The organism is Cryobacterium sp. TMB3-10 (assembly GCF_004402305.1).
Lineage (GTDB): Bacteria > Actinomycetota > Actinomycetes > Actinomycetales > Microbacteriaceae > Cryobacterium > Cryobacterium zongtaii.
The window spans coordinates 356554-380712 of the sequence record NZ_SOGH01000031.1 but is presented as its reverse complement, the minus strand read 5'-3'; the positions used below and the strand labels follow the sequence as shown (position 1 = coordinate 380712).

Below are 24159 nucleotides of genomic sequence, written 5' to 3'. Positions count from 1 at the left end.
GCGCCCACATGCTCGAGGTCAGCCCGTCACTGGCCACCGAGAAGCCGACCCTGGAGATCCACCCGCTGGGCATCGGCGGCAAAGACGACCCGGTGCGCCTGGTCTTCAACGCCGCCCCCGGCCCCGCCGTGGTCGTCGCGATGAGCGACATGCGCGACAGGTTCCGCCTCACCGCGAACGTCGTCGAGGTCGTCGAACCCACCCAAGCGCTACCCAAACTCCCCGTCGGCCGCGCCGTCTGGAAGCCCGCACCCGACTTCGCCACCTCCGCCGCCGCCTGGCTCACCGCCGGCGCCGCCCACCACACCGTCATGTCGACAGCCGTCGGCATCGAGGTGTTCCAAGACTTCGCCGAGATCGCTCAAACTGAGCTCCTCGTGATCGATGAAACCACCACCCTGCGGGACTTCTCCCGCGAGGTCCGATGGAACCAGGCGTACTACCGCCTGGCGCAAGGCCTGTAAATCACACACGCACCACTCTGTTTCACCCATTTGACATCAAAGTCGATTGAAAATACGAAAGGAACCACAGTGAAGAAGAAAGCTTTCCTCGCGACACTGGCAGCCGGAGCCATGGTTATGTCCCTGGCAGCCTGCTCCAGCGGCGGAGACTCTGGCGGCGGCGACGGCGGCCTCGTCGGCGTCGCAATGCCCACCAAGTCCTCCGAGCGCTGGATCAACGACGGTAACGCCGTCAAGGAGCAGCTCGAAGCCGAGGGCTTCACCGTCGACCTGCAGTACGCAGAAGACGACATCCCCATGCAGGTCTCGCAGATCGAGAACATGATCACCAAGGGCGCCAAGGCCCTGATCGTCGCCTCGATCGACGGCACCACCCTCACCAGCGTGCTCCAGGACGCCGCAGACGCCGACATCCCCGTCATCGCCTACGACCGCCTGATCCGCGACACCGAGAACGTCAACTACTACGCCTCGTTCGACAACTTCAAGGTTGGCCAGCAGCAGGCCTGGTCGTTGCTGAACGGCCTCGGCCTGGTCGAGCTGGACGGAACGCCCATCGAGGGTGCACCGGCCGGCCCGTTCAACGTCGAGTTGTTTGCCGGTTCGCTGGACGACAACAACGCGTTCTTCTTCTACGACGGCGCGATGGATGTCCTCCAGCCGCTGATCGACGCCAAGACCATCGTGGTCAAGAGCGGCCAGACCGACATCGAGCAGGTTGCAACCCTGCGTTGGGACGGTGAAGAAGCACAGAGCCGCATGGAGAACATCCTGACGTCGACGTACTCCGACGGCAGCGTCGTCAACGGCGTGCTCTCCCCGTACGACGGCATCTCCCGAGGCATCATTTCTGCCCTCGAGGGCTCCGGCTACACAGTGGGCCCGGAATGGCCCGCGATCTCCGGTCAGGACGCTGAGCTCGACTCGGTCAAGGCCATCGTCGCCGGTGAGCAGTACGGCACGATCTTCAAGGACACCCGCAAGCTGGCCGAGGTCGCCGTTTCGATGACCCTCGCCCTGCTCAACGGTGACGAGCCGGAGATCAACAACACCGAAGATTACGACAACGGTGTCAAGGTTGTGGATTCCTACCTCCTCGACTCTTCGATCGTGATCAAGGACAACATCACCGAAGAGCTGGTTGACACCGGCTACTGGACCCAGGCCGAGATCGACGGCTAAGAGTCACGTGTTAGTGACCGGCCGGCGGGGCCTCACAGCCCCGCCGGCCGGTCAGCACAAGGTATCGACCTAAGAAAGGAACGCACGTGACCACCAACATCCTCGAGATGCGCGGTATTACCAAGACCTTCCCCGGCGTCAAGGCGCTGCAGGACGTGACGCTCAACGTCGCTCGCGGCGAAGTTCACGCCATCTGCGGTGAGAACGGCGCGGGCAAGTCCACGCTGATGAAGGTGCTCAGCGGCGTTTACCCGCACGGCACCTACACCGGCGACATCGTCTTCGAAGACGAAGTCGTTGAATTCAAGGACATCAGGGACAGCGAAGCCAAGGGCATCGTCATCATCCACCAGGAACTCGCACTGAGTCCCTACCTCTCCATCGCGGAGAACATCTTCCTCAACAACGAACAACGCGGCGCCTTGGGCCTGATCGACTGGAACAAGACCAACACCGAGGCCGTGAAGCTCCTCGCCCGCGTGGGCCTGCGGGAGAACCCCACCACCAAGATCATGGACATCGGAGTCGGCAAGCAGCAGCTCGTGGAGATCGCCAAGGCGCTCTCCAAGCGGGTGAAGCTGCTCATCTTGGACGAGCCGACGGCCGCCCTCAACGACGAGGACTCCGACCACCTGCTCAACCTGATGCTGCACCTGAAGGGTCAGGGCATCACGTCGATCATCATCAGTCACAAGCTCAACGAGATCAAAAAGGTCTCCGACGCCGTCACGGTCATCCGCGATGGCAAGGCCATCGAGACGATCGACAAGGTCGACGTGACCGAAGACCGCATCATCAAGGACATGGTCGGCCGCGATCTCGAGCACCGTTACCCGGACCACACGCCGAACATCGGCGAGGAAATCCTGCGGGTCGAGGACTGGACCGCGCACCACCCCCAGGACCCGACCAGGGTCATGGTCGACAACGTCAACCTGAACGTGCGGCGTGGCGAGATCGTGGGTATCGCCGGGCTCATGGGAGCCGGACGCACCGAGTTCGCGATGAGCCTGTTCGGCCGCACCTACGGCAGCCGCATCACCGGCAAGGTGTTCAAGGCCGGCAAGGAGATCAAGACTCGCACGGTCACCGAGGCGATCGACAACGGCATCGCCTACGCCACCGAGGACCGCAAGACTTACGGCCTCAACCTCATCGAAGACATCAAGCGCAACATCTCGATGGCCTCGCTGGGCAAGCTCGTCAAGGGCGGACTGGTCGATGACAACGAAGAATTCAAGGTTGCCAACGAGTACCGCACGAGCATGAACATCAAGGCACCGACGGTGCTGGCCAAAACCGGGAAACTCTCCGGCGGCAACCAGCAGAAGGTCGTGCTGTCGAAGTGGATCTACTCGAATCCCGACGTGCTGATCCTGGATGAGCCCACCCGCGGCATCGATGTTGGCGCCAAGTACGAGATCTACGCGATCATCAACGCCCTCGCTGCACAGGGCAAGGGCGTCATCGTGATCTCGTCGGAGCTGCCGGAACTGATCGGCATCTGCGACCGCATCTACACCCTCTCCGAGGGGCGCATCACGGGAGAATTCCCGATCGATGCGGCCACCCCGGAGACCCTCATCAAGCACATGACCATGGAAAAGGCCCGTTAGCGTCGGCGCTATCGGAATAGGAGAAACGTCAAAATGAGTGATCTCGAAACCAAGCCGGCGAGCAACACGCCCGAAGGTGCACAAGTCAATCCCAGCAACTCCAAAGCGGCGGCCTGGTTCAGCCATGTCATCGCCGACCTCGGCAAGAACGGCATCTTCGTCGCACTGATCGTGGTGGTTGTGCTGTTCAGCTTCCTGACCGACGGCATCCTGCTGCGGCCGCAGAACATCTCGAACCTGATCGTGCAGAACGGGTACATCCTCGTTCTCGCGGTCGGCATGGTGATGGTCATCATCGCCGGCCACATCGACCTGTCGGTCGGTTCGGTCGCCGCCTTCGTCGGTGCCGTGTCCGGCGTGTTCGCCGTGACCTGGGGACTGCCCTGGTGGCTGTCGATCATCCTTTCGCTCCTGGTCGGTGCCCTGGTGGGCGTCTGGCAGGGCTTCTGGATCGCGTTCGTGGGCATCCCCGCCTTCATCGTGACCTTGGCCGGCATGCTCATCTTCCGTGGCCTCGCCCTCGTGGTGCTCGGCAACGCGAACATCGGTTCGTTCCCGGCCGAATACCGCGCACTCGGTAACGGCTTCCTCACGGATCTCTTCGGCGAGTTCGAGCTGGACCCGCTCACCCTGGGTGTCGCCGCACTGGCGATCATCGCCCTGATCGTGCAGCAGGTGCGCACCCGCAAGGGCCGCGCGGCCTACGGCCAGGAGGTCGAGCCGCTGGTTTGGTTCGTCGTCAAGCTCGTGCTCATCACCGCCGCCATCGCCATGTTCGCCTACGCCCTCGCCTCCTACAAGGGCATTCCGGTCACCCTGATCGTGCTGGCCGTGCTGATCCTGGTCTACGGCATCATCATGAACCGCAGCGTGTTCGGCCGTCACATCTACGCGATCGGTGGCAACCTGCACGCCGCTGAGCTGTCGGGTGTCAAGACCCGCAACGTGACGTTCTGGCTGTTCGTGAACATGGGCGTGCTCGCTGCCCTCGCCGGCCTGATCTTCACCGCTCGCCTCAACCTGGCCGGCCCGAAGGCAGGTGACGGCTTCGAGCTCGAAGCCATCTCCGCCGCCTTCATCGGTGGCGCGGCAGTGCAGGGTGGTGTCGGCACCATCGGTGGCGCCATCATCGGTGGTCTGATCATCGGTGTGCTGAACAACGGCATGTCGATCATGGGCATCGGCATCGAGTGGCAGCAGGCCGTGAAGGGCCTCGTGCTCCTCCTCGCCGTCGCCTTCGACGTCTACAACAAGCGTCGCTCCGGCGGCCGCTAGGCACCACGCTCCATCCGGCCGCCGGCCCCGCCTCCACCACGGATGCGGGGCCGGCGGTCTTTGTGTGCCCGCTCGTGCCTCGCGTTATGCCCCGCGGCCCACGTCGCGGTCCACGTCGCGGCCCACGTCGCGGTCCGACGTGTGCCCCGCGGCACACGTTGTGCGCTGCGGCACGCTTTATGCCCCGCGGCCCACGTTGTGCGCGGCGGCACGCTTCATGCGCGGCGGCAGGCGCTAGAACCAATGCCGCCGGGGCTAACACGTGCCGCGGGGGCCAAGGCGTGCCGCCGGGAGCCTCTCGGCCTGGCACAGATGCGCGGCCGGCGGCCTTTGTTGCCCGCCGCCCGCGCATGTCTCCAAGACGCGGCTCGCTTCATGCGCCGCGGCCCGCCTTGTGCGCGGCGGCACGCTTTTTGCCCGGCGGCACGCCTCTTGCGCGGCGGCACGCGCTAGAACCAGTGCCGCCGGAGCTAAGGCGTGCCGCGGGAGCTAAGGCGTGCCGCGGGAGCTAAGGCGTGCCGCGGGACCTAAGGCGTGCCGCCGGGAGCCTTCCGTCCGGTACTGACACGTGGGTGCGCTGCTCCTCCACAGGGTACGGCTCGGGCGATTGCTCAACCGGGCCGGGTCAGTATCGTGCGCCAGCGGGTCGAAGAGGGACGCTGCCGTATGGCCAATCTCCAGTCCCCGTTATCCAACCCTTCGTCCGCCGAACGCACAGCCGACGCCGCGCGCCACCGCCAAACCCTCCGCCTCGCCGAAGTCGTGAGCACTCGGTACGGCGGGCTGCTCCCGTCTGGTGCCCTGCGAGAGGTCGGAGTGTCAACGCGCGCACTCCAGACGCTGTGCGTGAGGGGTGCGCTCCAGAGCGTCCGTCGCGGTGTGTACGTGACGGGCGAGCGCTGGCGCGCCGCTGATGTCGATGAGCGGTACCGCCTGATGGTGCGGGCGACCGTTCTGGCATCGGGGCGCCGGCCCGTTTTGTCGCATCAATCTGCGGGCATCCTGCACGGCTTTCCCACCATCGGGAGCTGGCCCGCGACGGTGCACATCAGCACCCCTGACGCTGTCGGAGGCAGCAGCACCCGGTTCATAACCAGTCACCGTGGGCCGGCTCCGGACTCAGTGCAGGAGATCGACGGATGCCAGGTCACTTCTGTTGCGCGCACCCTGGTGGATGTGGCCGCCTCGTCACCCTTTCTGGTGGGTGTCACGATGGTGGACCACGCGCTGCGGGTTGAGCAGGAACGCGCCGAACGGGAGCGGCGCGGAGAGGTGCCGATCCGACCGGCGCTGACGAGGGATGACCTCTACCGCGAGCTCGCGATGGTGAACCCGCGAACCGGTCGGCGCCGCGCCGAGCGGGTGATCGCTTTCGCGAACCCGCTGGCGGCAAACCCGGGGGAGACCCTGAGCAGGGTGCGGATCTTTCAGCTCGGCTTTGAGGCACCGGAGCTGCAGGTCTGCTTTCCCGACATCCTCGGCGGCAACGCTTGGGTGGACTTCTTCTGGCGCCGGGTGCGCAAGATCGGCGAATTCGACGGGTTCCTCAAGTACGGCACCGGGCTCGTGCTCGGCAATCGCGACCCGAGTTCGGTGGTGTGGCAGGAGAAACAGCGAGAGGATGCGTTACGCGCCCAGGTGAACAGTTTCGACCGGTGGGGCTGGGATCTTGCTCTCTCACCCACCCGGTTCCACGCCTTCCTCACCGAGCGGGGAGTGCCCCGCGCCTGAGCGAATGGCACGCCGAACGGGGCGCATCCGGCTCGTGGCGCGGGCTAGGAGCGGTGGCACGCGGTGTATCCCGGGCCGGCGGGGCGGAAGCGGGCCGGCGGGGCGGAGACGGGCCGCCGGGGCGGAGACGGGCCGCCGGGGCGATGTCGCGCCGCCCGGGGGAAGGGCGGGCCGCCGGGGAGGCTCAGCCCTCGGCGTCGAGCCGGCGCGTGGAGGCGCGTTCGATGAGGGCGGGAACGGACGCCGGAAGCGGGGAACCGTCACCGTTGATGCGGCTGAGCAACACGCTGAGCATGTCCCGTCCGATGTGCTCGAAATCCTGGCGCACGGTGGTGAGCGGGGGCGACAGGTGCTCCGCCTCGGGCACATCGTCGAACCCGACGATGCTGACGTCGCGGGGAACCGACCGTCCCCGATCGGACAGGGCGTGCATCAGCCCCACCGCCATCTGGTCGTTCGACGCGAAGATCGCCGTGAGCCCCTCGAGGTCGCAGGCCATGCCGAAGGTGTAGCCCGCGGATGGCGACCAGTCGCCGATGCCGATGCGGCGCGCCTGCAGGCCGCGGGAGGCCAGCTCGTCACGCCACCCGCGCTCCCGCTCCTTGGCGTCGATCGAGTCGCTCGGCCCGGCCAGGTGGGCGATGTTGCGGTGGCCGAGCCCGGCCAGATAGGCCACCGCGGTGCGGGCGCCGCTGTACTGGTTGGCCCCGACCGTGGTGATACCGGTGCGGGCCGTTGCCTCAAGCGCCACCACGGGGATGGCCAGCTCCATGCCGGCGACGACGTCGACGACACCCTGGCGGCTCGTGATCACGGCGATACCTTCGACGTTCTGCCGGAGGAACGCTTCGACGACGGCCCGGATCGCCGACGGCTCGGTGTCGATCAGGCTGGCCGTGAAGACCGACCAGGATGCCTTCCGCGCGGCAGCGTTGAAGTAGAGCTGGGTGGACGCCGGACCGAACTCGGGTGTGCCCGTGGCGATCAGCCCGATGGTGCGCGACCGCCGGGTCACGAGTGCCCGCGCGGCGGGGGAGGGCACGTAGCGCAGCTTCTTGATGGCCTCCTCGACCCGAACCCGGGTGGACGGCCGCACATTGGGCAGGTCGTTGAGCACCCGGGAGACCGTCTGGTGCGATACCCCGGCGAGACGCGCGACGTCGAAGATCGTCGCCTGGCGGGGAGTTTCCTCTCTCACGGCGATACCTTTCCCTGCGGGTGACGGGGCCCCAACTCTCCGCGGTCGATCGTCACACGGAGCATCCGGCCAGCCCACATAGTGCAGGGTTGTGTCACCGATTCTAGACGAGTGCCCTGACCGGCCAGTGCCAGGAGCCCGAGGGTCCCGGTCACCGCTCGGCCCCCCGACGCTGGTCGTCGTCATCGTCGGCGCCGTCGGCGATGACGGTGAGCAGCCGCTCGACGGTCAGGTCGTGGTTGCGGATGTCGGCAACCTTCTTCCGATCGCGCAGGATCGCCACCCGGTTGCTGATGCGCAGCACCTCTTCGAGTTCGGCCGAAATGAAAACCACGGCGAGACCGTTCTCGGCCAGATCGGTGACCAGATTCTGGATCTCGGCCTTCGCACCGATGTCGATGCCCCTGGTGGGCTCGTCCAGAATCAGCAGGCGGGGCGCTATGGCCAGCCAGCGGGCGAGAAGCAGCTTCTGCTGGTTGCCCCCGGAGAGGTGCCGCACGAGCGCATCCGGGTTCGGCGGGCGAATGTTCAGAGCCTGGATGTAGCTGGCGGCGAGCTCGTCCTGTCGTTTTCGGGAGATCCGACGGAACCAGCCCAGGTCGGCCTGCAGGGCCAGTGCGATGTTGTCGCGAACGGTCAGGTCCCCGATGATGCCCTCGGCGCGGCGGTCCTCCGAGGCGTAGGCGATACGGTGTTTCAGCGCATCGCGGGGGCCCCGGAACTTGTGCACGACACCGTCGACCGACACGCCGCCGCTGTCCGGCCGGTCGATGCCCGCCAGCAGTCGCGCCAGCTCGGTGCGGCCGGAGCCGAGCAGACCGGCCATGCCGACGATTTCGCCCTCGTAGACGGCCAGGTCGATAGGTGCCAGAGCGCCGTCCCGGCCGAGGCCGACGGCGCTCACCAGCGGCCGTTCACCGCCGAGGGCTTCCTCGACCTCCCGCTCACTCGTGCGATGCTGCATCTCGGAGAGAACCGACATCCCGGCGCCGACCATCTTCTGCACGAGATCGATCCGCAGCAGCTCATCCGTGAGGTACTCGCCGACGAGTTGGCCGTCGCGCAGCACGGTGAGTCGGTCGGAGATCTCGTAGACCTGCTCGAGGAAGTGCGAGATGAACAGGATGGCGACCCCGGACTCCTTGAGGTGGGCGATCACCCTGAACAGCTCCGTCACCTCGTCGGTATCCAGGCTCGAGGTGGGTTCGTCGAGAATCAACACCTTGGGTTGCACGGCGACGGCCCTGGTGATGGCGATGAGCTGTTGCACGGCGAGTGAGTGGTCCGCGAGGATGGACGCCGGGTCGATGTCGAGGTTCATTCCCCGGAGGAGCTCGCCGGCGTGCCGTCGTGTTGCCGGCCAGTCGATGCCGCCCCACGGACGGCGGGACTCGTGCCCGAGCAGGATGTTCTCGGCAACGCTGAGGTTGGGCAGGAGGTTGATCTCCTGGTACACGGTGCTCACGCCAGACCGTTGCGCGTCGGCCGGGCTGGCGAAGGCCACGCTGACCCCATCGACCTCGATCCGCCCGCCGTCGATGCGGTACACACCCGTCAGCGCCTTGATCAGGGTGCTCTTACCCGCGCCGTTCTCGCCCAGCAGCGAGTGAACCTCCCCGGGGAACAGCCTGAAGTCCACGGAATCCAACGCCGTGACGCCCGGGAACGTGACGGTGACTCCGGTCATCACCACGATCGGTTCGGCTTCGATTCTGTGCACCTCGCGAACCTCCTCGTCCCCCTGAATGTTAGGGTTCACAACTCGTTCGGCGCAACAGGAGCCCCGCAGGGCTGCATCCCAGTAAAAAGCCCTTGACAACACCGGCAAAACGCGGTTAGCCTCCGAAAAGAGCGATTGTGAAGGCTAACAATTGATCCCGACGACGAAGTCAGAAACTATCAAGCAGCTGGCTAGTAGCGAATTGTTAGCGATCACACATCGTCCAAGGCACCGCAGTCGTTCATTGAACACATTCATACTGCTGGCACGACGCTCGTGCCCGCAGATCTCAAGGAGGAGATCACATGGCACCCACATCACGGTTCCGAGCGTTCACGGGTTTGGCCCTGGCCGGAACACTAGCTCTCAGTCTGGTCGCCTGCTCATCGGGGTCGGACGAACCGGCCGCATCCGGTGACGACAGCGGCGAGCTCACCACCGTCGGATTTGTCGCCGTCGGACCTGAGGGAGGCTGGCGCACCGCGAACGAGCAGAACATTCAGGATGCGTTCTCCACCGAGAACGGGTTCGACCTGAAGTATGCCCCGTCCAGCAACGGCGACCAGAACTCCCAGATCACCGCGTTCACCTCGTTCATCGACGAGGGCGTAGACGCGATCCTGCTCTCCGCCACCGAGGCAACGGGCTGGGAAGACGTGCTCGAGCGGGCACAGGAGGCCGAGATTCCGGTGGTGCTGCTTGACCGCGGCATCGAGCCGAACGACGAAAGCCTCTACACGAGCCGGATCGCTCCGGACAACGTGGGCATCAGCGCCTCGGCCGCCGAATGGGCCAACGAGCAGTTCCCGGATGGCGCGAACTACGTCGTCCTCGAAGGCCCGCCCGGACTCTCGGTGGTGAACGACCGCAACAAGGGATGGGACGAGGCCGTCGCCGACAACCTGACCAAGCTGGAGAGCCAGTCGGCGAACTGGTCCACCGAAGAGGCCAAGAGCGTCTTCGAGACCATGCTCAAGGCCAATGGCAACGACATCCAGCTCGTCTTCGCCCAGAACGACGAAATGGGCCTGGGCGCCGCTCTCGCGGTGGAGGAGGCCGGACTCACCCCCGGCACCGACGTGAAGATCATCACCATCGACGGCACACAGGCCGCCCTCGAAGCCCTTGCGGCCGGCCGGCTCAGCTTCGTGGCCGAATACAACCCGCTCTTCGGAGAGGACGCCATCGAGGTCGTCAACGCGGCCCTGGCGGGCGAGGACGTCGAGTCCAGCATCGTCGTGCCGAGCACGACATTCGATTCGCCCGAGGCGGCCACCGCGGCCCTGCCCGACCGCCAGTACTGACCGGCAGCACGACCCGAACGTGTTCGTTCCTGCGGCCCATCCGGCCGCAGGAACGAACACCCCCTTCGTGGCAGGTTCGCCACGCCACTCAACTTTCGAGGCCGACACACCGGCAGGACCAGGCAGAGACATGGCAGCGACAGCGCCGGCAGTGACAGAGCCGATCGTCGAGATGGAGAACATCTCGATCGAGTTCCCGGGGGTCAAGGCTCTCCAGAACGTGAACTTCCGACTCTTCCCTGGCGAAGTACACACCCTGATGGGCGAGAACGGGGCGGGCAAATCCACCCTCATCAAGGCGCTCACCGGTGTGTACAAGATCGACTCCGGCACAATCACCGTCGGCGGCGTTCTGAGGCGGTTCGCGGGCACCGCGGATGCGCAGAGCGCCGGCATCTCCACCGTCTACCAGGAGGTCAACCTCTGCGACAACCTCACGGTGGGGGAGAACGTGATGCTCGGCCACGAGGTACGCGGGCCGATCGGCATCAACTGGCGCAAGACCCACGAGGCGGCCCACGAGGCCCTCATCCGGTTGGGCCTGGGCGACCTCGACCCCAGACAACCGCTCTCCAGCATCTCGCTCGCCCTGCAGCAGCTGGTCGCGATCAGCCGCGCGATGGTCACCGACTCCACTGTCCTGATCCTTGACGAACCGACCTCCAGCCTGGACGCGAACGAGGTTGAAGGCCTGTTCACGGTCATCCGCCGCCTGCGCGACGAGGGTGTTGCCATCCTCTTCGTCTCGCACTTCCTCGACCAGGTGTACGCGATCAGCGACCGGCTCACCGTGCTGCGGAACGGCGTCGTGGTCGGCGAACACCAGACAGCTGCGCTGCCGCGCAACCAGCTCATCTCCGAGATGATCGGCAAGGACGTGGACACCCTCAACTCCCTGGGCTCCCAGCGATCCCGGGCCGTGCACTCGGGCGGCGCGCCCTACTACAGCGCGAAAGACCTGACCCGCAAGGGCTCCATCGAACCCGTGGACATCGAGGTGCACGCCGGCGAAGTGGTGGGCCTGGCCGGATTGCTCGGTTCCGGCCGCACCGAGCTCGGCCGGCTCATCTACGGTGCCGACAAACCCGATGCCGGCATCGTGACCATCGACGGGAAAACCACCGAGGTCACCAGCCCGGTCGGCGCCCTGGCGCGCAAGATCGCCTTCTCCACCGAAAACCGGCGCGACGAGGGAATCGTCGGCGACCTCACGGTGCGGGAGAACCTGGTCCTGGCCGTGCAGGCCCGCCGCGGCTGGGCCCGGCCGCTGTCCCGCCGGGAACAGGCCGCGATCTGCGACAAGTACCTGGTGGAGCTGAACGTGCGACCCGCCGACCCGGAGCGGGCCGTGCGGGATCTATCCGGCGGCAACCAGCAGAAAGTCCTGCTCGGCCGCTGGTTGGCCACCCAGCCGGAACTCCTGATCCTCGACGAACCGACCCGCGGAATCGATGTGGGGGCCAAGGCGGAGATTCAGGAGACAATTGTGGCGCTCGCCGATGACGGCATGTCGGTGATCTTCATTTCGTCTGAATTGGAGGAAGTCGTGCGCCTCAGTGAGCGCATCATCGTGCTGAAAGACCGGCGCAAGATCGGCGAGATCGTCAACGGACCCGACGTGACCGCCGAAGCCATCGTCGATCTCATCGCTTCAGAAGGGAGCGGCGCATGAGCACCCCCGTCGCACGTCCGTCCGCAGCCATCCGCGTCATCACCGGGCTGTTCCACCAACCGTACGTCTGGGCGATCGTGGCCCTGCTTCTGTTGCTCGTGGTCAATCTCACCAAGAACCCCGCCTACCTCGGGGTATCGGTCAACGCCGCCACCGGCAACCTCTCTGGCAACGTCATCGACATCCTGCGCGCGAGCGCGCCGATCATGATGATCGCGGTCGGCATGACCCTGGTCATCGCCACCCGCGGCATCGACCTGTCGGTCGGGTCGGTGATGGCTGTGGCCGGTGCCGTCTCAATGGAATTCATGCGCAACACCGGCACCGGATCGTTCGGCACCGCGGTGGTGGCCGTGCTCCTGGCGCTGGGAATCAGCGCGCTACTCGGCACCCTCAACGGCATCCTGGTCTCGATCGTGGGCCTGCAACCCTTCATCACGACCCTGGTGATGATGCTCGCCGGCCGCGGCCTGGCCAAGGTGATCACCTCGGGCCAGAACACCTCGGCGACGAACGAGACCTTCCGTTGGATCGCCAACGGCACCTTCCTCGGCTTTCCCGTTGTGTTCGTCATCGCGGTGCTGATCGTGGCGGTCCTGGCCGCCCTGGTGCGCCGCACCGCGCTCGGCCTGATGATCGAATCCATCGGCATCAACCCCAAGGCCGCCCGGATGGCCGGGATCCGCCCCGTCGGCATCCTCATCTCCGTCTACATAGTGAGCGCTGTGCTCGCCGGCGTGGCCGGGATCTTCAGCACCGCCAGCGTCATGACGGTCGAGGTGGCGAAAACGGGCATGACCGCCGAAATGGATGCGATCCTCGCCGTGGTCATCGGCGGGACCTCGCTGGCCGGAGGCAAATTCTCGCTCACCGGCAGCATCATCGGGGCCCTGCTGATCGCGACACTCGACAAGACCATCGTCTACATGTCCATCCCCTCGTCGGCGACGCCGGCCTTCAAGGCCGTCGTCATCGTGATCATCTGCCTCCTGCAGTCGCCCAGGGTGCGCTCGATGTTCCCCCGGCGCAGAACCCGCGTCATCATCACGGATAAGGAAACGGTGCCGGTATGACCATCACCGAGCTCGATCGGCCGGCCGCACCCTCGCTGCTGTCGCGAATGAAGCCGAACCTGGAAACCCTGCCGACCCTGGCCGCCGTGGCGATCTTCATCGCCATGCTGATCTACGGTGAGGTCGCCTACGGGCGGATTGTGCAGTTCAGCACGATCTCGAACCTGCTGATCAACAACGCGTATCTGATCATCCTGGCGGTGGGCCTGACCTTCGTCATCCTCACCGGCGGGATCGACCTGTCGGTCGGAGCGGTGATCGCCATCAGCAGCCTGGTCGGGGTGATGCTGGCCAACGCCGGCTGGAATCCGCTCATCGTGATCGTGCTGATGATCCTGATCGGCTCGGTCTTCGGCGTCGCCTCCGGGGTGCTGATCCAGTACTTCAACGTGCAACCCTTCATCGCGACCCTCGCGATGATGTTCCTCGCCCGCGGCCTCGCGTCCATCCTCAGCACCACCCCGCAGCGGCTCGACGACGACTCGGTGATCCGCAGCCTGTCCACGCAGTGGAAGGTCTACGACGGACCCAAGATCGACGACCTCGTGACAACCCCCAACGTGCTCATCGCCGCCCTCGTCGTCATCGTGGCGTTCTTCATGCTGCACCGCACCCGATTCGGTCGCACGGTCTACGCGATCGGCGGTTCGGAACAGTCGGCGTTGCTGATGGGACTGCCGGTGGTGCGCACGAAACTGTTGATCTACGTGATCAGCGGCACCCTCGCGGGACTGGCCGCCGTCGTGTACACCTCGAAGCTCGGCATCGCGCAGAACATCACCGGGGTGGGCTGGGAGCTGGACGCCATCGCCGCCGTCATCATCGGTGGGACGCTGCTCACCGGCGGAGCCGGCTTTGTGCTCGGTTCCGTGATCGGCGCGCTGGTTCTCGGACTGATGAACGTGCTCATCACCCGCGACGGCGGCATCCCGCCTGAAGCCACCACGATCATCACCGGCGGCATTCTCCTCGCCTTCGTGCTGCTGCAGCGATTCGTCGTCTCGCGCAAGCGCAAATCCTGAGCCCTAGAAGGGGGACGGATCGGCCGACCGGGTGATCGACGCGCCCGGCGGCGGATTCCACAGGGCAAAATCATGTCCCCGCTCGACCTGTGGATAACTTCGGGTCCGACCGCGTATTCCTGCGGTCTTCGGTGGTGCCGCCCTGTTGACAACCGGTGGAATGTCGGTGGATAAGTACATAATTGTAATTCCCGCATGTAGTGGCTGTTCCCATTGGCAATCACTAGATGTAGTATTGAAGTCCAAGCAATCGCACAACGCTTGAAAAACAACTTCGCACTTTACGGGTGCATTTCCACCACATTTCCACTACGTCTTCACCACGGATTTCGCACAGCTTTGCCTATGGTCCGAAACGACGAGAACGATACGAGAGGCCTTTTCGATGGCAATCACCGTCTACACCAAGCCGTCCTGCGTGCAGTGCACCGCGACCTACCGTGCCCTGGACAACAAGGGCATCGAGTACAACATCCTCGACCTGTCAGCCGACGAGAACGCACTCGAGGCCGTCAAGGCGCTCGGCTACCTGCAGGCGCCCGTCGTCATCACCGATGAGGACCACTGGTCGGGCTTCCGCCCCGACAAGATCAACGAGCTCGCCGCGCGCCTGGCGTAACCAGCGTTGCGCCTGGGGGGCGCCGACCGTTCAACTCGCACGAAAAGGGGAACCCATGCTGCTTCAGGCTGATTCCACTCGCGAGTCCACCGCCGGCGCGGCAGGACAGGGTGCCGGCGCGGAAGTCGATGCCGGAGACGTGGACATCGTCTACTTCTCGAGCGTCTCCGGAAACACTCAGAGGTTCGTCGAGAAGCTCGGCCGGCCCGCCGCCCGCATCCCGCTGTACGCCAAGGATGCGCCCCTTGTCGCCCGGCATCCGTTTGTGCTCGTTGTACCCACCTACGGCGGCGGCGATCTGGGGCCGGCAGTGCCGCGCCAGGTCATCCGCTTTCTCAACGACACACGCAACCGCTCACTCATCCGCGGCGTCATCGGCGCCGGGAACACGAATTTCGGTGATGCTTTCTGCCTCGCCGGGGACATCATCGCGCAGAAGTGCGGTGTGCCCCACCTGTATCGCTTTGAAGTATTCGGCACACCGGACGACGTAGCCGCCGTTCACGAAGGATTGGAAGAATTTTGGAAGCAACAGCCGTGAAGGTCACCCCGATCAGCCCGCCGTCGGGCCTGGACATGGATTATCACTCCCTGAACGCCATGCTCAACCTGTACGGACCGAACGGGGAGATCCAGTTCGACAAGGACCGCGAAGCTGCCCGGGAGTTCTTCCTGCAGCACGTGAACCAGAACACGGTGTTCTTCCACTCGTTGCGTGAACGTCTCGACTACCTGGTCGAGAAGGAGTACTACGAGCAGGCCGTGCTCGACATGTACAGCTTCGAGTTCATCACCAGCCTCAACAACCTGGCGTACTCGAAGAAGTTCCGCTTCCAGACCTTCCTCGGCGCGTTCAAGTACTACACGTCGTACACGCTGAAGACCTTCGACGGCAAGCGCTACCTCGAGCGCTTCGAGGACCGCGTCGTGATGACCGCCCTCGGCCTGGCCCAGGGCGACGAACAGCTCGCGGTCGCCCTCGTCGAGGAGATCATCGCCGGTCGTTTCCAGCCCGCGACGCCCACCTTCCTGAACTCCGGCAAGGCCCAGCGCGGCGAGCTCGTCTCCTGCTTCCTGCTGCGTATCGAAGACAACATGGAGTCCATCTCCCGCGGTATCAACTCCTCGCTGCAGCTGTCCAAGCGCGGCGGCGGCGTGGCCCTGCTGCTCTCCAACATCCGTGAGTCCGGCGCGCCGATCAAGCAGATCGAGAACCAGTCCAGCGGCATCATCCCCGTGATGAAGCTGCTCGAAGACTCCTTCAGCTACGCCAACCAGCTCGGTGCCCGCCAGGGTGCCGGAGCGGTGTACCTGCACGCGCACCACCCCGACATCATGCGCTTCCTCGACACCAAGCGCGAGAACGCCGACGAGAAGATCCGCATCAAGACCCTCTCCCTCGGTGTGGTCATCCCCGACATCACCTTCGAGCTGGCCAAGAACAACGAGGACATGTACCTGTTCTCTCCGTACGACGTCGAGCGCGTCTACGGCGTGCCGTTCGCCGACATCTCGGTGTCCGAGAAGTACCACGAGATGGTCGACGACTCGCGCATCAAGAAGTCCAAGATGAAGGCCCGCGACTTCTTCCAGACCCTCGCCGAGATCCAGTTCGAGTCCGGCTACCCGTACATCATGTTCGAAGACACCGTGAACGAGGCGAACCCCATCAAGGGCCGCATCAACATGTCGAACCTGTGCTCGGAGATCCTCCAGGTCAACACCCCGACCACGTACAACGAGGACCTCTCCTACGACACCATCGGCAAGGACATCTCCTGCAACCTCGGCTCGATGAACATCGCGCTGGCCATGGATGCGCCCGACTTCGGCCGGGTCGTCGACACCGCGATCCGCGGACTCAGTGCGGTCTCCGACCAGAGCCACATCGCGTCGGTGCGTTCGATCGAGAGCGGCAACGACAAGTCCCACGCCATCGGCCTGGGCCAGATGAACCTGCACGGCTACCTCGCCCGTGAGCGGGTGTACTACGGCAGCGAAGAGGGCATCGACTTCACCAACATCTACTTCTACACGGTGCTGTTCCACGCCCTGCGCGCCTCGAACAAGATCGCCATCGAACGCGGCACCATCTTCGAGGGCTTCGCGGACTCCACCTACGCCTCCGGCGCCTTCTTCGACAAGTACACCGACCAGGTCTGGGAGCCGACCACCGCCCGCGGCGCCGAGCTGTTCGCCAACTCGGCCGTTGAGATCCCGACGCAGGCCGACTGGGCCGAGCTCAAGGCATCCGTCATGGAGCACGGTATCTACAACCAGAACCTGCAGGCCGTGCCGCCGACCGGGTCGATCTCGTACATCAACAACTCGACCGCGTCGATCCACCCGATCGCCTCGAAGATCGAGATCCGCAAGGAAGGCAAGCTCGGCCGGGTGTACTACCCGGCGCCGTTCATGACGAACGACAACACCGAGTTCTACCAGGATGCCTACGAGATCGGCTACGAGAAGGTCATCGACACCTACGCCGCTGCCACCCAGCACGTGGACCAGGGCCTGTCGCTGACGCTGTTCTTCAAGGACACCGCCACCACCCGCGACATCAACCGCGCCCAGATCTACGCGTGGAAAAAGGGCATCAAGACGATCTACTACATCCGTCTGCGCCAGATGGCCCTCGAGGGGACCGAGGTTGAGGGCTGTGTTTCCTGTGCGTTATGAGTAAATAGCGACATAATCGGTGGTCGAGCTTGTCGAGACCACGCAAGCAGATCTCGAGATCACGAGGTCTCGACAAGCTCGACCAACGGTGCACCACCACAAAGGACTAAGAAAATGATTGACAAGCTCAAGCTCGTCTCCCACGTTGACGCGATCAACTGGAACAAGATCGAAGACGAAAAAGACGTCGAGGTCTGGAACCGCCTCGTCAACAACTTCTGGCTGCCCGAGAAGATCCCGCTCTCCAACGACGTGCAGTCCTGGAACCAGCTCACCCCGGTGGAGCAGCAGCTCACCATGCGCGTGTTCACCGGACTCACCCTGCTCGACACCATCCAGGGCACCGTCGGCGCCGTCTCGCTGATCCCCGACGCGATCACCCCGCACGAGGAAGCCGTCTACACGAACATCGCGTTCATGGAGTCGGTACACGCGAAGAGCTACTCCTCGATCTTCTCGACGCTCGCGTCGACGAAGGAGATCGACGAGGCGTTCCGGTGGTCGACCGAGAACGTCAACCTGCAGAAGAAGGCGTCCATCGTGATGGACTACTACCAGGGTGACGACCCGCTGAAGCGCAAGGTCGCCTCGGTGCTGCTCGAGTCGTTCCTGTTCTACTCCGGCTTCTACCTGCCGATGTATTTCTCCAGCCGCGCCCGCCTCACCAACACGGCCGACCTCATCCGTCTGATCATTCGGGATGAAGCCGTGCACGGCTACTACATCGGCTACAAGTTCCAGAAGGGTCTCGAGGGCGCCACGCAGGAGCGCAAGGACGAGATCAAGGACTACACCTTCAACCTCATGTACGAGCTGTACGAGAACGAGGTGCAGTACACGCAGGACCTCTACGACCAGGTCGGCCTGACCGAAGACGTGAAGAAGTTCCTGCACTACAACGCCAACAAGGCGCTGATGAACCTCGGCTACGAGGCCATGTTCCCCAAGAGCGTCACCGACGTGAACCCGGCGATCCTGTCGGCTCTGTCGCCCAACGCCGACGAGAACCACGACTTCTTCTCCGGGTCGGGCTCCTCGTACGTCATCGGCAAGGCCGTCAACACCGAAGACGACGACTGGGACTTCTAGTTCAGATGGGTGGTTGAGGTGCCGGTGCCGCAAGGGCTGGAGCGCATTGCGGCACAGTCAGTGTTAGGGCTGGTGGACTGGAAGTCACTGTCCGCGTGGGCCTCGACGGAACTTGCCCGGCCCGAAGCCGACGACAGGGTCCTCGACCTGGCGATCATGTTGGACCCGGATTCAATGGAAGTCGGCGAGACTCTCCAGCGCACGCTGGTGGCCTGTGGCATCGGCCGGATGGACGGTGTGCGCGCTGCAGAGATCGAACTGGCCGAATCGGCCAACGACGTCCTGGCTGGTACCAACAACGTGCTCAGCGTGGCTCGCCGGCTCAACGCCGTGTGGGGGATGAGGAACCACACAGGGGACGTGCTCAACCACCTGCACAATTTGGTCTCCCTGTACGACGAGCCCTTCGAGGAGGAGCCTATGGCTGTGGGCGACTTACGTGACCTTCAAGCATACTTTCTCGGCCTGGCGTCACCCTGGACGGCGCCCAGCTGAGGATCGAACAGGACCGCTCCGCCGGCTGGACCAGCGCCTTCCATTGACGGGGGCTGATGCGCGGATAAACCGTTAAGAGCCGGGCATCCGATGTTCAACGCTTAGCGCATCACGTCTTCGATGTCGTCACTCTTGGCTGGACAGAAAACGGCTCCTCAGAGGAGGCCGAGGCTGACCACCTCCTCGAGGACTGCCCATTCCGGCTCTACGACGACAACGTTCCCGAGCAGTCCCCGGACAACCCAGAGATTCCTCACGTCTTCGCGGAAGACGAGTACTTCCTCGGCGGCATCTCCCACTGGTTCACGCCCGCAGAACGTGAGGAGTACGGGTTCACTCGGGCGGAGGCGATAGCGGAAATGAAGACGGCCACCGATAAATTCTTCTGGGGGGCCAGCCACCGCAACGGACACAGAGTTGCATGGGATCAAAGTCGCGACGACGCCGTACCTGGACGCCTTTCTCGGGAAGGGTAATCCGATGGTCGCGAATCACAGATACGTTCTCTTCACGGCGAACACACTCGACCCAGGCGACTACAAATGGCGGTGGGATAAGACAGAGGAGGGTGAGACGTACGTCTTCCACGGCGAGGTGACCATCACGCCTGGAACGTAATGGGCCGTGGGTCGCCGTCGGCATGGTTCAGGGAATCTCGCAGACTCGCCCTTGGCAGTCGGACAGAATGTCAGTTGGCCCAGCCGTGGCACGAGTCTGCGAGAACGCGTCGAGACCCGCGCCGTCACTCCGGTCGGTTGCCCGCATCGCCGTTGATGGTGAATGGCGTCGAGACGCCGTCGTACATCACATGGGCGATCAGGCCGTCAACGGCGTGGAGGAGCGTGTGGCAGTGGTCGGCCCAGATGCCGGGGTTGTCGGCGACGAAGGCGATCTCATATGACTGGTGGGGATGCACCTCGAGCGAGTCGACCCACCAGGGGCTGCCGGAGGCGGCGACACCGTCACGAGAGAGCACGACGACGTGGTGGCCGTGCAGGTGCATGGGATGCACATCATTGGAATCATTGACGATCTTCATCACGACGACGTCGCCCGCGCTCACGTGGAACATCGGCACCTCGGGGAACAGCCGTCCGTTGATCGTCCAGAAGTTGCCGGGGCGACCGTTGATGATGCCGAAGCGGCGGCTGATCACGTAGTCGTACACGCGCTCGGGTGACGACACATCGATCCCGAGCGGAGCCGGGTCGCCGTAGCTGAGCAGGTCGAGGGTCTCCGTCGGCTGCGCGGCCGGCGGTGCCGTTGCCGTCGGGTCGCCGATGAGAATGCCGCGGGCGCCGCCGACCTGCAGTCTCACCGCGCCTTGCTGCGGGGCCTGCACCGCCACATCCGCCCGGCCGCCCGCCGGAATGAGGAGCTTCTGGCCCTCGACGTCGGTCGGCGAATTCACCTCGTGCCCGTCGGTCGCAAGCACCCGGAAGGGCACGGCGGACCACACGGCGGCCGTGCCCTGATCGGAGTTGATGACGCGCACGCGCACCATCGAGCCGGGTTCGGCGGCCACGTGCTCGTCACCAACACGGCCGTTGAGCGTGTGCTGACCGCCGTAGACGTGCAGGAGCGCGACGATGTCTGCGTCGACGTGGGTGGCAGCGGAAGGCTCAGCGGGCTCGATAACGACCGCGCCGAGCAGTCCGCCTTCGACCTGCTCGTGCGACACCTGGTGGGAGTGGTACCAGTAGGTGCCGGCATCTGTCACGACGAACCGGTACGTGTACCGGCCACCGGCCGGAACGGCATCCTGGGTGATGCCCGCGACGCCATCGGCCGCGTTCGGCACGTCGATGCCGTGCCAGTGCAGGGTGGCGCCGGCCGCGACCGACTCGTTGACGAACACGACCTCGACGAGCTCGCCCTGCCTGGCGCGGATCACGGGGCCGGGGGACGTGCCGTTCACGGTGTAGCCCTCGATTGAGCGTCCGCCGGGCACTTCAACTCTCTGTTGGCGGGCGACGAGTTCGGCGTGCACATCGGCGGGTCGGTCGGGGTCGGCCGTCAGCGTCGTCACCGAGACGGCGCCGCCTGGAGGGTCTGGGGCGGCCGTAAGCCCGGAGTGGCCTGAGCGCCCGGTGTGCTCAGACGGCACGCCGGTCACGTCCACGGCAGCGCCGCCCATGTCCATGACCGAGTACTCGCCGAGGAGCGTCGAGCTCCACGCGAGGGCGCCGGCGCCGATCGCGGTCGCGACCGTAATGCCGACCAGCACTCGCAGCACGAGGCTACGCCGCGACGGCATCGGATTTCGCCTCCTCGGGGTTCACGCGCGATGGCTGCCGCACCCGCAGCGCGGTAAAGACCGCAGCGACCAGCACAGCAAGTGCGTTCGCGCCATGGATGAGGCCCAGGTACGGGATGTCGCGGAGAGCAAACCCAAGTGTGACCTGCGCCACGATCAGGCCGAGAACGATCGCAGCCCACAGCCGAGCACGCGGGACTCTCACGAAGAACGCGACGATGAGAAGTGCCACGGCGGCGAGCGGAATCACCCCTGCGCCGACGATGGCATGAATCCAAAATCCGAGTTCACCGGTGTAGGCCAGCTGGCGACTTTCGAGCAGGGCTTTGTCGACGACGCCGCCCTCCTGCACGAAATGCACCATTCCGCCGACCCCGAAGGCGATCGCAGCCGCCTGCACCATGACACCGGCAGCGACGATCCAGGCGATGACTGAGTAGATCCTGCGCATGATGTCTCTCCTTGTTCGGTGCGGTGCTCATGGCCTTCGCTCACGGCATCCGCTTGACTCCACGCTCGTCTGCTCGGCCTGCGATGGGATCGGGGAAGACCTCGCCGACGGTGGAGGTGCTCCGCGCTTGTCACTGGCACGGCGTATGGAGGCTAACCGCCGACGGATGGTGAGGGCGGCCCTCCTTGTGGCCGACAACCCAACAGGAGGACGATGGAATCGTGGTTCGCAGATGGGTGTGCCTCGCGTCGCTCGGCCCGATCGGGGTCGCGGCTCTGGCCTATATCGTCGTCATGCGCGGGTTCATCGACATTGACGTCGACGTCGATCACGGCCTCGCCTGGCCGCTACTCGGCGCACTGCCGCTGTTCGTGTTCGGCATGTGGCTGCTCACGGTGTCGGCGTCGCGGATCGCCCTGTTCATCGGGCTCGGCTCGACGGCGATGCTCGTCGGCTCGGCGTATGAGATCTTCGTGCACACCAATCCTGAGATTCTTGCCGCACCGTGGTTCCCGGTCGTCAACACGGTTGGCCTCACCGCCGATGCGGTGGCCACGTCGACGCTGCTCATCGTGTTCGCCACCTTCCCGAACGGCACGCCGGAGCGGCGATGGGAGCGGATCGCGGTCGTTCTTCTCTGGACTCCGGTGCTCGTCGGCCCACTCACTTTGCTCACGAACCCGCACGTCGTGATGTCACAGTTCATCGGCATCAGCGGCGATTCGAACCCCAACCCATTCGTCGTACCGTGGCTGGCGTGGGCAGCCCCCTTCGTCCACCACCTCATCCTCCAGGCGTGGGGGGCCGTCGCGCTCGGCCTCGCCGTGCTCGCCTCCCGATCGATCTTCGGCGCAGCAGAGGCGCGGGCTCGCACCCGAGTCATGGCCCTGGCGGTCGCTGCGGCGATCGTGGCATTCGCGCTGTGGACGTTTGTGCCCGGCCTCCCTGGCGTCGAGTTCCTGGTCTACGCGTCGATGATCGCGATCCTGGTCGCCGCGATCCACGGCATCCTCCGTTACGGGGCGTTCGACATCGGACCAGGGGACCGCGGCGCGCGCGTCGAGCGCTCGTCGAACATTCTCATCACCGTCGTCTACGCCGCCGGCGTTGCGATGCCGGCTCTGCTGCTCGCGCCGCCGCTGAGGACCGTGCCGGCGATCCTTGTCACGACACTGCTCGCCGTCGTGCTGCTGCCCGCCCGTGGCTGGATGCAGCGCCGGCTGCACCGCGCCCTGTTCGGCGACCGGGAACGCCAGTTCGGCGTGCTCAGCGAGCTTGGCGCCCAGCTGGAGCAGGCGGCAGAGCCCCGTGACCTACTCACCCGGCTCGCGGAGGCGGTGCGCGAAGGACTCGACGCGTCATGGGTGCGGATCCGGCTTGTGTCGACGGCCGGCAGGTTGGCGGATATACCCACCGAAACCGCCGGCGACGTGGCGGACGCCAGCGAGCCGGTCGAGTCGTGCGATCTCATCCGCGGCGACGAGACGCTCGGGCGAATCGAGGTCGGCCCTCGCCGCCGTCGGGACTACACCGACGCAGAGCGGACACTGCTGCGCACTGTCGCGAGCCAGGCGGCGGCGTCAGTCGCCAACATGAGCCTGACCGAACAGCTCGCCGAGCAGCTTGACGAGCTGACCGCCTCGCGCGAGCGGCTTGTCGCCGCGCACGACGATGAGCGGCGTCGGCTGGAGCGTGACCTGCACGACGGCATCCAGCAGACCCTTGTGGCGCAGATTGCCGGTCTCAGGCTCGCTCGAAACCGGCTGGAGCGCGGCGAGTTGACCCCCGCGGAACTCACGCTGTTGCAGGAGCAGGCTCGCGATACGCTCACCGACCTGCGCGAACTCGCGAGCGGTATCCACCCTCCGGTGCTGAGTGACAACGGCTTGGTCGCTGCGGTCGAGTCTGGGGTGGCGCGGTTTCCGATCCCGCTGTTGGTCGACGCGGACTCCGCCGTCCGCCAGACGCGTTTTCCCGATGACGTCGAGACGACCGCGTACTACGTGGTGCGCGAAGCGCTCGCGAATACCGCGAAGCACGCTAACGCGACCCATGCGTCGGTCGGGCTTGCGCAGGGCAACGGGCGCCTGTTCATCTCGATCAGCGATGACGGATGCGGCATGGGCGACGTCTCGCCGCCGTCGCGGTCCTATGGCGGGTTGGCAAACATCCGCGACCGGGTCGCCGCCTTGCGGGGCGCCATGCGGGTCTCGCCGAATGAGCCGTCTGGCACGACGGTGTTCGTGGAGCTGCCTGTGGACGGCGTCGTGCCCGCAGCCGGACGGACGGTCGTGTCCGTTGGATGAGCA

19 protein-coding genes and 1 pseudogene are annotated in these 24159 nt (G+C 65.1%); 15 read left to right on the top strand and 5 right to left on the bottom strand.

Annotated elements, in window-relative coordinates; all coding sequences use genetic code 11:
* The 5 genes and pseudogenes from E3T22_RS17830 to E3T22_RS17810 all read left to right on the top strand — a co-directional run.
* Window positions 1-464, top strand: a pseudogene (locus tag E3T22_RS17830) (L-arabinose isomerase); the annotation flags it as partial.
* A gap of 69 nt (window positions 465-533) precedes the next feature.
* Entirely contained in the window at window positions 534-1646 is a 1113-nt protein-coding gene (gene chvE / locus E3T22_RS17825) for a multiple monosaccharide ABC transporter substrate-binding protein (protein ID WP_304984977.1), read from the top strand.
* An 86-nt stretch (window positions 1647-1732) separates the two neighbouring features.
* A complete protein-coding gene (gene mmsA, locus E3T22_RS17820) occupies window positions 1733-3262 on the top strand; it encodes a multiple monosaccharide ABC transporter ATP-binding protein (RefSeq protein WP_088455059.1) in 1530 nt (509 codons plus the stop codon).
* Between the two features lie 33 nt (window positions 3263-3295).
* The gene (mmsB, locus tag E3T22_RS17815) at window positions 3296-4537 is read left to right on the top strand and encodes a multiple monosaccharide ABC transporter permease (protein WP_088455060.1); all 1242 of its coding nucleotides are present in this window, start codon (window positions 3296-3298) and stop codon (window positions 4535-4537) included.
* 846 nt (window positions 4538-5383) lie between these two features.
* Window positions 5384-6268, top strand: a complete 885-nt coding sequence (locus E3T22_RS17810; RefSeq protein ID WP_134407851.1) for a hypothetical protein — start codon at window positions 5384-5386, stop codon at window positions 6266-6268.
* A gap of 184 nt (window positions 6269-6452) precedes the next feature.
* On the opposite strand, the gene E3T22_RS17805 is transcribed toward E3T22_RS17810, so the two are convergent.
* Together E3T22_RS17805 and E3T22_RS17800 are read right to left on the bottom strand one after the other, a co-directional pair.
* Complete coding sequence (locus E3T22_RS17805) at window positions 6453-7466, bottom strand: LacI family DNA-binding transcriptional regulator (protein ID WP_198414937.1); 1014 nt, start codon at window positions 7464-7466, stop codon at window positions 6453-6455.
* A gap of 151 nt (window positions 7467-7617) precedes the next feature.
* Window positions 7618-9153: a sugar ABC transporter ATP-binding protein gene (locus E3T22_RS17800; RefSeq protein WP_088457825.1), complete on the bottom strand. Its 1536-nt coding sequence runs from the start codon at window positions 9151-9153 to the stop codon at window positions 7618-7620.
* Window positions 9154-9491: 338 nt separating this feature from the next.
* On the opposite strand from E3T22_RS17800, the gene E3T22_RS17795 reads away from it, so the two are divergent.
* From E3T22_RS17795 to E3T22_RS17755, 9 genes are all read left to right on the top strand, one after another.
* Entirely contained in the window at window positions 9492-10490 is a 999-nt protein-coding gene (locus E3T22_RS17795) for an ABC transporter substrate-binding protein (protein WP_088455063.1), read from the top strand.
* Between the two features lie 130 nt (window positions 10491-10620).
* Window positions 10621-12162 carry a sugar ABC transporter ATP-binding protein gene (locus E3T22_RS17790; protein WP_134481056.1) on the top strand — a complete coding sequence of 514 codons (1542 nt, stop codon included), beginning with the start codon at window positions 10621-10623 and terminating at the stop codon, window positions 12160-12162.
* On the top strand, window positions 12159-13235 hold the full coding sequence (locus E3T22_RS17785) for an ABC transporter permease (RefSeq protein ID WP_134481057.1): 1077 nt from the start codon (window positions 12159-12161) through the stop codon (window positions 13233-13235). The genes E3T22_RS17790 and E3T22_RS17785 overlap by 4 nt, the downstream gene beginning before the upstream one ends.
* Window positions 13232-14257 (top strand): sugar ABC transporter permease, encoded by a 1026-nt coding sequence (locus tag E3T22_RS17780; protein ID WP_088455066.1) that lies wholly within the window; start codon window positions 13232-13234, stop codon window positions 14255-14257. The genes E3T22_RS17785 and E3T22_RS17780 overlap by 4 nt, the downstream gene beginning before the upstream one ends.
* A gap of 385 nt (window positions 14258-14642) precedes the next feature.
* Window positions 14643-14876, top strand: coding sequence for a glutaredoxin-like protein NrdH (gene nrdH / locus E3T22_RS17775; protein WP_066592430.1), 234 nt, complete (start codon window positions 14643-14645; stop codon window positions 14874-14876).
* 139 nt (window positions 14877-15015) lie between these two features.
* Complete coding sequence (nrdI, locus tag E3T22_RS17770; protein ID WP_241983724.1) at window positions 15016-15417, top strand: class Ib ribonucleoside-diphosphate reductase assembly flavoprotein NrdI; 402 nt, start codon at window positions 15016-15018, stop codon at window positions 15415-15417.
* 35 nt (window positions 15418-15452) lie between these two features.
* The gene (gene nrdE / locus E3T22_RS17765; RefSeq protein ID WP_134481240.1) at window positions 15453-17558 is read left to right on the top strand and encodes a class 1b ribonucleoside-diphosphate reductase subunit alpha; all 2106 of its coding nucleotides are present in this window, start codon (window positions 15453-15455) and stop codon (window positions 17556-17558) included.
* A 114-nt stretch (window positions 17559-17672) separates the two neighbouring features.
* Window positions 17673-18647 (top strand): class 1b ribonucleoside-diphosphate reductase subunit beta, encoded by a 975-nt coding sequence (gene nrdF / locus E3T22_RS17760; protein ID WP_088455068.1) that lies wholly within the window; start codon window positions 17673-17675, stop codon window positions 18645-18647.
* A 72-nt stretch (window positions 18648-18719) separates the two neighbouring features.
* A complete protein-coding gene (locus E3T22_RS17755) occupies window positions 18720-19142 on the top strand; it encodes a hypothetical protein (protein WP_206751320.1) in 423 nt (140 codons plus the stop codon).
* Between the two features lie 155 nt (window positions 19143-19297).
* Here E3T22_RS17755 and E3T22_RS19170 read toward each other — a convergent pair whose 3' ends face one another.
* From E3T22_RS19170 to E3T22_RS17745, 3 genes are all read right to left on the bottom strand, one after another.
* Window positions 19298-19441, bottom strand: a complete 144-nt coding sequence (locus E3T22_RS19170) for a hypothetical protein (RefSeq protein ID WP_166789327.1) — start codon at window positions 19439-19441, stop codon at window positions 19298-19300.
* A gap of 443 nt (window positions 19442-19884) precedes the next feature.
* Window positions 19885-21399, bottom strand: coding sequence for a multicopper oxidase family protein (locus tag E3T22_RS17750; RefSeq protein ID WP_134481060.1), 1515 nt, complete (start codon window positions 21397-21399; stop codon window positions 19885-19887).
* Entirely contained in the window at window positions 21383-21850 is a 468-nt protein-coding gene (locus E3T22_RS17745) for a hypothetical protein (RefSeq protein ID WP_134481061.1), read from the bottom strand. The genes E3T22_RS17750 and E3T22_RS17745 overlap by 17 nt, the downstream gene beginning before the upstream one ends.
* Before the next feature lie 236 nt (window positions 21851-22086).
* Here E3T22_RS17745 and E3T22_RS17740 point away from each other — a divergent pair, with 236 nt between their 5' ends.
* Window positions 22087-24156, top strand: coding sequence for a sensor histidine kinase (locus E3T22_RS17740; RefSeq protein ID WP_134481062.1), 2070 nt, complete (start codon window positions 22087-22089; stop codon window positions 24154-24156).
* Window positions 24157-24159 lie beyond the last annotated feature (3 nt).

Bases quoted from the DNA above. Each gene is read 5' to 3' on its own strand.
- E3T22_RS17800 (WP_088457825.1), bottom strand. From the start codon at position 9,153: ATGACCGGAGTCACCGTCACGTTCCCGGGCGTCACGGCGTTGGATTCC.
- E3T22_RS17795 (WP_088455063.1), top strand. From the start codon at position 9,492: ATGGCACCCACATCACGGTTCCGAGCGTTCACGGGTTTGGCCCTGGCC.
- E3T22_RS17745 (WP_134481061.1), bottom strand. From the start codon at position 21,850: ATGCGCAGGATCTACTCAGTCATCGCCTGGATCGTCGCTGCCGGTGTC.
- E3T22_RS17785 (WP_134481057.1), top strand. From the start codon at position 12,159: ATGAGCACCCCCGTCGCACGTCCGTCCGCAGCCATCCGCGTCATCACC.
- mmsB (WP_088455060.1), top strand. From the start codon at position 3,296: ATGAGTGATCTCGAAACCAAGCCGGCGAGCAACACGCCCGAAGGTGCA.
- E3T22_RS17790 (WP_134481056.1), top strand. From the start codon at position 10,621: ATGGCAGCGACAGCGCCGGCAGTGACAGAGCCGATCGTCGAGATGGAG.
- E3T22_RS17750 (WP_134481060.1), bottom strand. From the start codon at position 21,399: ATGCCGTCGCGGCGTAGCCTCGTGCTGCGAGTGCTGGTCGGCATTACG.
- nrdF (WP_088455068.1), top strand. From the start codon at position 17,673: ATGATTGACAAGCTCAAGCTCGTCTCCCACGTTGACGCGATCAACTGG.
- nrdE (WP_134481240.1), top strand. From the start codon at position 15,453: ATGGATTATCACTCCCTGAACGCCATGCTCAACCTGTACGGACCGAAC.
- E3T22_RS17780 (WP_088455066.1), top strand. From the start codon at position 13,232: ATGACCATCACCGAGCTCGATCGGCCGGCCGCACCCTCGCTGCTGTCG.
- nrdH (WP_066592430.1), top strand. From the start codon at position 14,643: ATGGCAATCACCGTCTACACCAAGCCGTCCTGCGTGCAGTGCACCGCG.